General features: G+C 65.0%; 13 protein-coding genes and 1 pseudogene. All 14 read left to right on the plus strand.

Annotation, left to right across the window (positions count from 1 at the left end; translation table 11 throughout):
* The 14 genes and pseudogenes from ACM62G_RS20170 (at position 1) to ACM62G_RS20235 (ending at position 11,538) form a co-directional block, all read left to right on the plus strand.
* Positions 1–408 carry an Invasion protein B family gene (locus tag ACM62G_RS20170; protein ID WP_054063031.1) on the plus strand — a complete coding sequence of 136 codons (408 nt, stop codon included), beginning with the start codon at positions 1–3 and terminating at the stop codon, positions 406–408.
* A complete protein-coding gene (sctN, locus tag ACM62G_RS20175; RefSeq protein WP_273826057.1) occupies positions 387–1,694 on the plus strand; it encodes a type III secretion system ATPase SctN in 1,308 nt (435 codons plus the stop codon). Before ACM62G_RS20170 ends, sctN begins: the two co-directional genes overlap by 22 nt.
* Positions 1,678–2,133: a protein SpaM gene (locus tag ACM62G_RS20180; RefSeq protein WP_419735395.1), complete on the plus strand. Its 456-nt coding sequence runs from the start codon at positions 1,678–1,680 to the stop codon at positions 2,131–2,133. The genes sctN and ACM62G_RS20180 overlap by 17 nt, the downstream gene beginning before the upstream one ends.
* On the plus strand, positions 2,130–2,960 hold the full coding sequence (locus ACM62G_RS20185) for a hypothetical protein (protein WP_419735396.1): 831 nt from the start codon (positions 2,130–2,132) through the stop codon (positions 2,958–2,960). The genes ACM62G_RS20180 and ACM62G_RS20185 overlap by 4 nt, the downstream gene beginning before the upstream one ends.
* Complete coding sequence (locus ACM62G_RS20190; protein WP_419735397.1) at positions 2,957–3,877, plus strand: FliM/FliN family flagellar motor switch protein; 921 nt, start codon at positions 2,957–2,959, stop codon at positions 3,875–3,877. Before ACM62G_RS20185 ends, ACM62G_RS20190 begins: the two co-directional genes overlap by 4 nt.
* Positions 3,867–4,526 carry an EscR/YscR/HrcR family type III secretion system export apparatus protein gene (locus ACM62G_RS20195; protein WP_054063027.1) on the plus strand — a complete coding sequence of 220 codons (660 nt, stop codon included), beginning with the start codon at positions 3,867–3,869 and terminating at the stop codon, positions 4,524–4,526. The genes ACM62G_RS20190 and ACM62G_RS20195 overlap by 11 nt, the downstream gene beginning before the upstream one ends.
* 10 nt (positions 4,527–4,536) lie before the next feature.
* Positions 4,537–4,791, plus strand: a complete 255-nt coding sequence (locus tag ACM62G_RS20200; protein ID WP_054059453.1) for an EscS/YscS/HrcS family type III secretion system export apparatus protein — start codon at positions 4,537–4,539, stop codon at positions 4,789–4,791.
* Positions 4,792–4,798: 7 nt separating this feature from the next.
* Positions 4,799–5,577 (plus strand): annotated as a pseudogene (gene sctT / locus ACM62G_RS20205) (type III secretion system export apparatus subunit SctT).
* Between the two features lies 1 nt (position 5,578).
* Complete coding sequence (locus tag ACM62G_RS20210; RefSeq protein WP_054059455.1) at positions 5,579–6,613, plus strand: EscU/YscU/HrcU family type III secretion system export apparatus switch protein; 1,035 nt, start codon at positions 5,579–5,581, stop codon at positions 6,611–6,613.
* 113 nt (positions 6,614–6,726) lie between these two features.
* Complete coding sequence (sicA, locus tag ACM62G_RS20215) at positions 6,727–7,218, plus strand: type III secretion system translocator chaperone SicA (protein WP_054059456.1); 492 nt, start codon at positions 6,727–6,729, stop codon at positions 7,216–7,218.
* Positions 7,215–9,005 (plus strand): type III secretion system translocon subunit SctE, encoded by a 1,791-nt coding sequence (sctE, locus tag ACM62G_RS20220; protein ID WP_273826062.1) that lies wholly within the window; start codon positions 7,215–7,217, stop codon positions 9,003–9,005. Before sicA ends, sctE begins: the two co-directional genes overlap by 4 nt.
* Positions 9,006–9,010: 5 nt before the next feature.
* Entirely contained in the window at positions 9,011–10,177 is a 1,167-nt protein-coding gene (locus tag ACM62G_RS20225; RefSeq protein WP_419735398.1) for a protein IpaC, read from the plus strand.
* A 65-nt stretch (positions 10,178–10,242) separates the two neighbouring features.
* Positions 10,243–11,154 carry an IpaD/SipD/SspD family type III secretion system needle tip protein gene (locus ACM62G_RS20230; protein WP_419735399.1) on the plus strand — a complete coding sequence of 304 codons (912 nt, stop codon included), beginning with the start codon at positions 10,243–10,245 and terminating at the stop codon, positions 11,152–11,154.
* Positions 11,155–11,241: 87 nt separating this feature from the next.
* Positions 11,242–11,538, plus strand: a complete 297-nt coding sequence (locus ACM62G_RS20235; protein WP_054063022.1) for a phosphopantetheine-binding protein — start codon at positions 11,242–11,244, stop codon at positions 11,536–11,538.
* The last annotated feature ends 142 nt before the right edge of the window (positions 11,539–11,680 follow it).

Below are 11,680 nucleotides of genomic sequence, written 5' to 3' on the forward strand. Positions count from 1 at the left end.
ATGCAGAACATGGACATCGCCGAACGCCTGCGGGCCGCGCTGTTGTACAGCGGGTGCACCGCTGCGCAACTGGGAAGTTTCGACGGCCACAGCACCATCGAACTGGAAATGAAGGAGCAGCCCAACATCCGCGTCGACGTCATCGATGGCGACGTCTGGCTGTGGAGCGTGCTGGCGCAGATGAGCCCCGCGGCCTTCGCCTACAGTGCCGAAGCGCTGCTGCGTTATCTGTTGCGGGGTAACGCCGATGCCCGCACCGGGCAATTGCAACTGTTCGAGGCCGACGGGCAGTTCGAGGTGCGACTGATGCTCGGCGAGCCGGCGCTGGCCAGCGACCAGTCCTTTGCCGAGGCGATCGACGGGTTCATGCAGGACACCGAGGAACTATGCCGCATCATTCGCCAGTGAGCATGCTGCGCCTCGAACGCCGCGGTGCGCACCCGCGGCGACTGAGCGGTCCGCTGATCGAGGCGGCGTTGCAGGGGGTGTCCATCGGCGAGGTCTGCGAGGTCCGTCGGCACTGGGCCTCGACCGGGCTGCTGGCCCGGGCCCAGGTGATCGGCTTCAAGCCCGACGTGGTGGTGCTCAGCCTGCTCGGCGAGGCGCGCGGGCTGTCCCGCGAGTCGATGATCGTGCCGACCGGTTCGACCCTGCGCCTGTATTGCAGTGCCGGGATGCTCGGCAGCGTGCTCGATGCCCGCGGTGCCATCGTCGAGCGGCTGGCCCCGGCGGCGGGGTTCGCCGGCGAGGATTACCCGGTGGATGCCGACCCGCCGTCCTACCGGCAGCGGCGGCCGGTGAGTGCGCCGCTGATCACCGGTGTCCGCGCGATCGACGGCCTGCTGACCTGCGGGGTCGGCCAGCGCATGGGGATCTTCGCCGCGGCCGGTTCGGGCAAGACCTCGCTGATCAACATGCTGATCAGCCATGCCGAGGCCGACGTGTTCGTCATCGGCCTGATCGGCGAGCGTGGGCGTGAGGTGACCGAGTTCATCGAGCACCTGCGCCACAGTCCCAGACGGGCACGCTGCGTGGTGGTCTACGCGACCTCCGACCTGTCCTCGGTGGACCGCTGCAACGCGGCCCTGCAGGCGACTGCGGTCGCCGAATACTTTCGCGACCAGGGGCATTGCGTGGTGCTGCTGCTCGACTCGCTGACCCGCTACGCCCGCGCCCGGCGTGACCTGGCCCTGGCAGCCGGCGAGCTGCCGGCGCGGCGCGGCTATCCGGCTTCGGTGTTCGATGCCTTGCCGCGCCTGCTCGAACGTCCCGGGCACACGGCGCAGGGCAGCATCACGGCGTACTACACGGTGCTGCTGGAGAGTGACGATGAACCGGACCCCATCGCCGAGGAGATCCGCTCGATCCTCGATGGGCATATCTATTTGAGCCGCAGCCTGGCCGCCAAGGGCCATTTCCCGGCGATCGATGTGCTGCGCAGTACCAGCCGGGTGGCGCTGCAGGTGACCGATGAAGCGACCCGGCGCCTAGCGATCGCGACCCGCGATGTGCTGGCGCGCCTGGAGGCGTTGCAGGTGTTCCTCGATCTGGGCGAGTACAGCCCGGGAGCCGACGCGGCCAATGATCAGGCCATGGCCTGCCGCGACGACCTGTACGCCTGGTTGCGCCAGGCCGCCGATCAGCCGAGCCGACCGGACGAAACCCTGCGGAGTCTGCATGAGCTCATTGGCTGATATCGACCGCCTGCTGGGCTTCACGACCTGGCGCCTGCGCCGGGAAGAGATCGCTTTGCTGCGCCTGCGCCAGCGTCGGGCACAGTTGCTGCGCGAAGGGGCGGCGCTGGAGGAGCAGGAGGTGTCGTTGCGGGCACTGCTCGACAGTCATCGTGCCGACAACTGCTTGCTCAACCCCTGGCAGCTGCGCGAGACGCTGCGGCGCCAGGCGGTGATTCGCCGGCAGATCCAGCTCCTGGCACTGGAGCGTCAGCCGCTGCACCAGCAACACGCGCAGCTCGACGGGCAGATACGGCAAGGCCAGCAGGCGCTGGAGCTGATACGGCGCAGGCAGTCGAAGTACGCCGTGGTGCGGCGACGCTTGAGTCGTGAGCTGCAACTGGAGCGGTTGCGTCGCCATGAAGCGGAAGTCGATGAACTGGTGGGAAGCAGACGATGAACAGCATTTTCCCCGTATTGCCTGTGATCGAGCCTGTCACGGGCGAGGGGCTCGAATGGCCGGGACGGATCGACCCGGACAGGGAGCCTCTCGATGAGGAGGCGATACCCGAAGGGGTGGCCCTGTTGCTGGCGGTGCTTGAGCCGTCGTCCAGGCTGGCAAGCCGTCCGGGCGCGTTGTCGATGGCGGCGGCCGGTCAGCCTGCGGATCTGGGCGACCGGTCGGCAGAGGGGGTGGGCACGCGGAAAATCGCAGAGATGGCAGCGCTGCCGAACGGCGCCGGGCTGGGCGATGAAGGCGTGTCCGGTGGGGAGAGGGAGGTTGTCCGGATCGAGGGTGCGCCTCGTGACGGGCTGGCCGCCCCGGTGCAGGGCGTAGCGGTCGAAGAGCGTCCGGTGAAGGCGGCCGAAGAGGACCTGGCAGCGGCAGAGATCGCGCAGGAGGAGGCTGTCCTGCGGGTGGCTGCCGAGCTCTTCCAGGGTATGGCGCAGGCGCGCCCGGAGACTCCGGTCCCGTTGGCCCAGGCATTTTTCGAGGGCGCGGCTGACGAACGGACGACGATGTCCGGGCAGCATGAGGACGCCGCGCCGGAGTCGCGCGAACAGGACGATGAGGCGAGTGGCGATTTCCTTCAGGTGCCTTTCCACAATGAACGTGCCCAGGGGCAGGTGCTGGTCAGCCGGGACGAAACCGGAGAAGTCGGGTTGTTGATCCGCGCGACCGACCGGCGGGTGTTCGAGCAGCTCAGAGGGCACTTCGAACAGGCCAGGCAGCCAGGCTGGCGACTGGGCGGTGTGGCCGAAGATGACCGGGCTCGTTCGGCGTGACGGGGCGGTGGCCGAGGCTGCGCCGGCTCGACCCGCTGGATTATGCGTACCGGCACCGGGTCGAGCGTTGGCGCCAGGCGGGTTGCCAGGCCGACCTGCAGGTGCCGCCGCCCGGGGCCGACTATCTGCAGTTCCACGCCGAAGGCCCGGGAGGAGGCTGGCAGGGGCTGGTCGAGGCCCGTGAATGGCTTGCCGGCCTGCTGCCGACATTGCCCGCGCTGCTGAAGGCGCCGTGCTCCATCGAACGGATCGTCGAGTTGTTCCAGGCCCTGGCGCGTCCGCTGGAGGTTGGCCTGGCAGAACTGGATTACACCCAGTTGGCATCGGTCGTGGTGAGTACCGTGCCGGCGCGGGATCAGCCTCTGCCACGCCTCGTGACGGCACGGGGTTCGTTGTGGCTGTTGCGCCTGCCCGCCGGGCCGCGACCGCCGCAGCCGCTGCCGTTCAGCCCCTGGCTCTGGCATCTGCCGCATTGCCTGCGGATGACGCTCGGCTACAGCCGGGTGCCACCGACCCTGCTGTCCATCCTTGCCAGCGGCGACGTATTGCGAATCAGCCGGTTGACCCGGCAATGGCTGCTCGCCGACCAGCCGGTCGGCGAGTTCACCCTTATCGAACAAGGCCTGCACATGACCCTGTCACCCAACCCTGCCGATACCCCACCAGCCGAACCCGGCACGGCGCTGGGACACCTGCCCGTGCACCTGGAGTTCGTGCTGCATGAGCAGCGCATCAGCCTGGCCGAACTGGCGGCGTTGATCGAGGGCCAGGTGCTGGAACTGGAACCGTCGGTGCTGGGCCGGATCGAGATCCGCGCCAACGGCCGGGTGCTCGCCCGCGGCGAGCTGGTGCAAGTGGGCGAGGGGTTGGGCGTGGAGTTGCAGGAAGTCCGTCGGGAGGCTGCCCGTGAACAATGATGTGTCGCTGATCGCGCTGCTGGCGTTCGCCTCGTTGCTGCCATTCCTGGTGGCGGCGGGGACCTGCTACCTGAAGTTCTCCATCGTCTTCGTGATTGTGCGCAATGCCCTGGGCCTGCAACAGGTGCCGTCGAACATCAGCCTCAACGCGATTGCACTGTTGCTGGCGCTGTTTGTCATGAGCCCGGTGGTGCAGCAGGGTCATGCCTACTACCGGGACCACCAGGTGCGCTTCGACAGCGTCGAGGCGCTGGTCGAGTTCAGCGAGAACGGCCTGGGCAGCTACAAGGATTATCTGCGCCGCTACACCGACCCGGAGCTGGCGTTCTTTTTCGAACGGGCCCAGCGGGCCGGCAACACCGATGCCGCCGCGTTGGCCGACGAGGAAACCGAACCCTCGCTGTTCGCCCTGCTGCCGGCCTATGCACTGAGCGAAATCAAGAGCGCCTTCAAGATCGGTTTCTACCTGTACCTGCCCTTCGTCATCGTCGACCTGGTGATCTCCAGCATCCTGCTGGCGCTGGGCATGATGATGATGAGCCCGATGATCATCTCGGTGCCGATCAAGCTGGTGCTGTTCGTTGCGCTCGATGGCTGGGCCCTGTTGTCCACCGGGCTGGTCGGGCAGTACCTGGCATTGCACGAGTGAGCGCCGACGGATGAACGACCTGGTGTATGCCGGCAACAAGACCCTGTACCTGATCCTGCTGCTGGTCGCCTGGCCGATCATCGCCGCCACCGTGGTGGGCCTGGTGGTCGGCCTGATCCAGACCGTCACCCAGTTGCAGGAGCAGACCCTGCCGTTCGCCCTCAAGCTGCTGGCGGTCTCGGCCTGCCTGTTTCTGCTGGCGGGCTGGTACGGCGAGACGCTGCTGGCGTTCAGCCGGGAAATCATGCGCCTGGCGCTCGGTTGACGGCCCCGTGTCGGTCACGCTGTTCTTCGATCTGCACGCCTGGCTGGCGGCGGCGCTGGTGGCCTCGGCGCGATGGGCGCCGATCTTCTTCATGCTGCCGTTTCTCAATGGCGGGGTGCTGACCGGGGCTTCGCGCCAGGCGGTGCTGGTGCTGGTCGCGCTGGGTTTCTGGCCGAGTGCGGGTGTTGCCTTGCCGGCGCTGGACAGCCTGGCGTTCGCCGGCCTGCTGGTCGGCGAGGCCGGGCTCGGCATCCTGCTGGGCTGCCTGCTGTGCTGGCCGTTCTGGGTGCTGCACGGCATGGGCAACCTGATCGACAACCAGCGCGGGGCGATGCTCAGCAGCACGGTCGACCCGGCCAACGGCGTGGATACCTCGGAGCTGTCGAACTTCCTCCAGCTGTTCGCCGCGGTGGTCTACCTCGAAGGGGCGGGCTGCACCTGATGGTCGAGACCATGGCCCGCAGCTACCAGTTATGCGCGCCGGGGCTGGCCTGCCAGATGAGCCTGGCGCTGCTGATGGCCGTGCTCGATGGCCTGCTTGGCAAGATTCTGGTCATCAGTGCGCCGGTGGTCGCCAGCCTGCTGATCTGCGAGGTACTGCTGGGGCTGTTGTCGCGCTATGCGCCGCAGATGAATGCCTTCTCCGTCTCGCTGACGGTCAAGGGCCTGGTGGCGCTGGCGGTGCTGATGCTGTATTTCGGCAGCCATCTGCCGGACGAGGTGTTGCGCATGGCCCAGTCCCTGGACAGGCTGGCGGCATACCTGGGCACGCCGGGGCGGTCGTGACATGTCCGACAGTGCCTCGAAAACCGAAAAGCCGACCACCAAGCGCCTGCGCGATTCCGCGCGCAAGGGCCAGACCTTCAAGGCCAAGGATCTGGTCATCAGTTGCATGATGCTGTGCGCAATCCTGTTCCTGGTGTTCGGCGTGTCATTGCTGGAGGTCATGGAGGTCTACCGACGGATCATCGCCGCCGGCCTGGCCGATGATACCCAGCGCTACAGCGCGCAACTGCTCGAGCTGGCGTTGCTGTGCATCCTGCCGCTGTCGCTGGTGTGCGTGTTGAGCAGTGCCCTGCCGGCGCTGTTGCAGAGCGGTTTCGTCCTGGCCTTCGAGGCGCTGAAGCTGAACCTGGACGCGCTCAACCCGATCAACGGGTTCAAGAAGCTGTTCAGCCTGCGCACGCTCAAGGACAGCCTCAAGGCCGTGCTCTACCTCGGCAGCTTCGGCGTGGCGCTGTGGATGGTCTGGCAGGCGGAGCGCCAGTTGCTGTTCGCCCAGTTGTTCGCCCAGCCGGCCGACCTGTTCCCGGCCTGGGGGCGGATGCTGCTGAGCCTGCTGCTGACGTTCATGGCCTGTGCGCTGCTGATCGTGCTGCTCGATGCCCTGAGCGAATACTGGCTGCACATCCGCGAACTGAAGATGGACCTGCATTCGGTCAAGCGCGAGCACAAGGAGCAGGAGGGCGATCCGCAGATCAAGCACAAGCGCCGCGACCTGCACCTGGAGCTGCTTTCCGAGCAGGTCCGCTCGGACATCCGTGGTTCGCGGGTCATCGTCGCCAACCCGACGCATATCGCCATCGGCATCTACTTCCGGCCGGACCTGAGCTTCATCCCCCTGGTCAGCGTGATCGAGACCAACCAGCGGGCCCTGGCGGTACGCGCCTATGCCCGCGAAATGGGGATTGCGGTGGTCAGCGATATCCGCCTGGCCCGACGGATCTACCGCACGCACCAGCGCTACAGCTTCATCAAGCTGCAGGAAATCGAGGAGGTCCTGCGCCTGCTGGTCTGGCTCGAACAGGTCGAGCAGGCCTGAGCCGGCCCCGTTCGGGGGCTGCCGGCATGAGCGCATTTTGGCGGTGGGGGCGTGGGGATTTTGGCTCAATGCAGGCGTCAATCAGGCTGGCGCCATCTTCAGGAGTGTGGTCGATGAGTCGCAAAGACATGCAAGAGGACGAACAGATGGCTTTCGAGGCGGTGCAGGCCGTCCTGGAAGGCCTGCCGCTCAAGGATGTGCGCGGGATCAGCGATGAGCAGATGGACAGTCTTTATGCCTATGCCTACGAGTTCTACGAACAGGGGCGACTGGACGACGCGGAGAAGTTTTTCCACTTCCTGTGCATCTACGACTTCTACAACAGCCAGTACTGGATGGGGCTGGCGGCGGTACACCAGTTGCGCAACAACCACCAGAAGGCGATTGAGCTGTATGCCGTGGCCTTCGCCCAGGGCAAGGACGACTACCGCCCGATGTTCTACACCGGCCAGTGCCAGCTCGCCCTCGGGCAGGGGGGCAAGGCCAAGCTGTGTTTCGAGTATGTGCTGGAACGGGTCACCCATGACGACTTGCGCAGGCAGGCCCAGGTCTACCTCGATGCCTTGAGTCATATCGATAGCCGAGCAACGGAGGATCAGCAATGACAGACATCAATGGGGTCGTGGGTACCAGGCCCCTGGTGGTTCCTGACGCAAGCCCCTATGCCGAGGCCGCCCGCAAGGCGGCCAGGACCGACGAGTTCCAGCGGCTCAACCATGAACTGCTGGCGGGCCTGGAGTCGGTGGACTACCAGGCCGAAGGGGGCGTGCGCAGCGATGCCCGGCCGCGGCTGCAACCGCCACCGGCGCGGGCCGGCGAAGGTCAATTGAACGCCGAGGGCGAGTTCGTCCGCCTGATCGCCTCGCTGGTCGAACTGCTGGGCAATAGCAGCCTGGAGAGTTTGAAGAACCGCCTGTCGCTGCTGCGCTCGATGGCGCATGCCTCCGAGCAGGCCTTGCGACAACTGTCCGCCGATTATGCCGGGGCGCTGGCCGAACTGGTGGCGGCCCAGGGCGACGTCGATACCAGCCAGGAGCGGCTGGAGGCATTGAAGGCCCGGCTCGACCAGGCCCAGCTCGAACTCGACGCGGCCGAGTCGCACCTGGCGTCGCTGAATCCGTCGTCGCCGGAGTATGCCGAAGCGTTGGCCAGGCGGGATCGGGCCAAGGCGGCAGTCGCTCCGTTGCAACAGGGCTTCTCGCAGGCCGCGGATGCCCATGTCCAACTGCTCGGCAAGGCCAAGCTCGCGGCCATCAGGGCCGAGGGGTTGGCCCGGCAGGTTCAGGACAAGGCGGGGGGACGGCCGATCGCTGACGAACTCGGCAAACAGCACCTGAGTTCCGCGGGCGCCCTGGTGCTGGCGATGGCCAGGTTGATCGAGTTGCTGGGCGACGCGGCCGACCGGCAGCTGCAGGCCGACCAGGAACTGTTCCTCGATATGCAGGCGGCCCGCCAGGAGTTCATGCGGATCAAGTCCGAGGAATACCAGGAGGAAGTGCGCAAGGCCGAGGCGGCCCAGAAGGCCATGGGCTGCATGGGCAAGATCCTCGGCTGGCTGGTCATGGCCATCAGCGCGGTGGTAGCGGTGGTCAGCACCGTTGCCACCCTGGGAGCGGCCGCACCCGCCGCCGGCGCGCTGGTCGCCGCGGCGGTTGGCATTGTCGGGGTGCTGGCTTCGCTGTCGGACATGATCGTCAAGGAAGCGACCGGCAACTCCTTCATGGAAAAGGCCATGAAGCCGGTGATGGAGGTGTTCCAGAAACTGGTCAAGCTCATGGCGGACATGTACAGCCAGGCCTTGATGGCACTGGGTGTGCCCGAGGACAAGGCGAAGATCATCGGCGCGGTGTTGGGCGCGATTGCCGCGGTGGTCATGGTCATCGCCGCCGCGGTGGTGGGTATCCAGGCCGCCGGGCCGGTGCTCGGCTCGGTGATGAGCAAGGTCATGGAAAAGATGGGCGACGTGTTCTCCAAGGTGGTGCCGGAGCTGCTCAAGCAGAGCCTCGGCAGCCTCGGCAAGAGCCTGACCAGGCTGGCGGAACAGTTGCGTGGCCTGGTGGCGTCGTCCACCGACGAGGTGGCGGTCGGTCAATTGAAGAACCGCCTCGAACTGCTCCTGGCGACGGTACAGACAGCGGGCACCGCCACCCAGTCGGGGCTGCAGATCAAGAACGGGATCCACCAGAAACAGGGGGCGGAGCACCTGGCCGACATCCGCGTCAGCATGGCCATCGTCGATGCCCTGGGCGGCTACCTGGAGGAGGTGCTGGAGACCTTCGCCCGCCTGGTCGAGAACAATGACGAGCAGATGAAGCGCTTCATGGCCAAGGCGCAGCAGGATCACAGCGCGGCGCTTCAGATCGCCCGCAATATCAGCCTGGAACGGAGGTAGTGCTTATGACTGAAATTTCCCATAGGGCGCCCATGCCGGCGGTGGCCGGCGAGGTTGCCCTGCCCGCGTCGGTCGGGGTAGCGCCGCAAGCGGTGAAGTCCCTCCTCGACGGTGCGTTGCTGCAGCAGCGGCTCGACAGTCAGGTCGCTTGCGCCCATTCGCATACCCTGCAGGTGCTGAAAGGGCCGCTGGAGAAGTTTGGTTTCACTGATGCCCAGTTGGCCGTACTGCTCAGCCCGATGGATGCACAGCAGCTTGGCAAACTGCGTGAACTCTGTTCGTTCGACCTTGCCGCTCTGGCCCGCCTGGTTGGCCAGCTTGGCGACGAGGAGCGGGCATGGCTGACCGATATCAGCCGGCTCAGCGACAGCGAGCTGGCCATGGTGACGAGCGAGGTGGTCCGGCAGGTCGGCATCGAAGAACCCGAATCGTCCGGCTTCGATCCCAGGGTCTGGGAAAAGCATGTCGGCGTGTTGCTGACGGCGATCACCGCGTTCAATTTCGCCAGGGTGGCGAACGCCCAGTTGCGCGGGCACTTCAGTGTGATGGCAGCCAATGCCGCGGTGGAGCAGGGCAAGGCGATCCGTGAAGCGGGCAATGCCAGCCTGTATTCCAGCCTGGGGATGGCGATTGCCGCCGGCGCTTTGTCCGGGGGCAGTCTGGTCCTGTCGCTCAAGAGCTTTCAGGCCAGGCAGGCTGATATCACCACCCACCGGAGTGAAGCCCTGGAGGCCGGGCGTCTGCAGGCGGACCTGGACAAACAACTGCGCGACCCCGATCAGTTGGGTGCGCTGACGCCTGACGAACAGGAGGTCTACCGCAATGCGTTGAAGGATCTGATCAGTGACGCCGGCCAGCGTCGGGAGACTGCGCAGTGGATGAGCCAACTGGCGTCACGGACTCCGGATCAGTTGGCGGCGATCGGCAACAGCATGAGTTCGGTGTCCTCGGTCGTCAGCAATGTGGTGAGCGCCTCCATTCGTCTTGAAGAGAACGCCCAGAATGAGCGCGGGGTGCTGCAGCAGAGCAATCAGAACGTGCACAAAAGCCTGGCGGAAGAGCAGGGCCAGGTCGAGGCCAGGGATGCCGCGTTGTTGCAGAAACTGATGGACATCTTCCAGCAGATCTTCCTGTCCCGTAACAGCGTTATTGACGGCGTGGTGCGTGCCTGATGGAAGTTTTAACCAACGCGCCTGTCTTGAATCGGGACCACGATCATGCTCGTGACTTGGATTCGGTGCCGAAGCCGAAGCCGAAAATCGAAGTGCCATTACCCCGGCCTGCGTCCAGGGAACCGCTGGATATCGCGCTGGAGGAGGTCCTGGCACAGTTGCAGCGCCTGCCCAAGGTCGCACAGGCCGATGGGGACAGTCTTACGTATGCCGAGCAGGCGCTGGAGTATCGCCTGAAGAAGTTCGAGGGGCTGGTCGCCGGGATGATCGAGGGCCGGGACGATGTCGTGCTCAGGCAGTGGTGGATCGTCGACGAACTGGGCGACGAGTTGCCCGACGAGATCCGCGCGCCGGGTGAAAAGTCCTTGCCCCAGGCACCGACGTTCTTCGACAAGCTGATCGAGCTGATCAATCTGATCGGCGAGCGTTACCTGAATATCTACAAGGGCATCGTGGACAAATTCTCGGCCTTTTTCGATGCGTTCAACAGCCAGATCACCTCGAAACTCCAGCAATGGATGGAGGCGGTCAACGAGGGCAAGGACATCGAGCTGGATGTGGGCGAGTTGAAGAAGGCACTGGAGGCACTGTTGGCGGAACTGGATGACGAGCTGTTCAAGGGCTCGAAGGAAGATGCTGCCAAGTGGTGCGAGGCGCTGGGATTGCCGGCCAGTTGCCTGCGCGACAATGGTGACGGCACCTGGTCCGTGCTGATCGATCGGAGCCCGCTCACGCAGATGCTCGAGGACCTGGACGCCTTGGAAGTGGGGGAGGATGGCAAGGTGGTGCTCGACAGCGCCAGTTTCCAGGCCTGGCAGACCGGTTTCAATGCCCAGACCGAGCGCCTGAAGAACAAGCTCCAGGAACTCACGCAGAAGTATTCCAGCGCCAACTCCACCTACGACAACTTCATCAAGGTCCTGTCCAACCACATCAACCAGTTCACGGAGATGTTGAAAGGCATGACCCACACCTGATCCGCCTGCCTGAACCGTTCATACCTTCTCGAAGACGAAGCCCGCGGCCTGCTCCGCAGGCTTCGTCCTGCCCTGGAGAAACAACCGATGAGCTATCTGACACCAGGCCACTGCGAGCACTTCATCGAACAACAGGTGGTGGTGCTGCTGGCGGGCCACTTTCAACTGGAGCGGCGCAAGGTCCTGCTGGAGTCGCGCCTGATCGAGGACCTGTACCTGAATTCGATGGGCATCATCGAGATGGCGCTGCTGCTCAACGAGGCGTTCGAGATCGACTTGCCCGAGGAGGGCGTGGCCGGCTGGCGCACCATCGCGGATGTGTGCCGGCTTGTAGGAAATGCCCGGCAGCGCAGGAAAACCGAGGAAAAGGTCGACGGTTCGTAACGACTTTTCTGCCGTTTGTGCTCTGCTGCTGCCTGAAGTTTTTTCACTCCTCAAATCTTGTGGTGTTTTTCTTGTTTTTATGGAGAAACGTCCTACGGAATGTTGTTGGTCAAATTTCTATAGTCGCTGGGTTCTTCGTGAC

It is taken from the genome of Pseudomonas sp. COR18 (assembly GCF_048568395.1).
In the GTDB taxonomy this organism is placed as follows: Bacteria; Pseudomonadota; Gammaproteobacteria; order Pseudomonadales; family Pseudomonadaceae; genus Aquipseudomonas; species Aquipseudomonas fuscovaginae_B.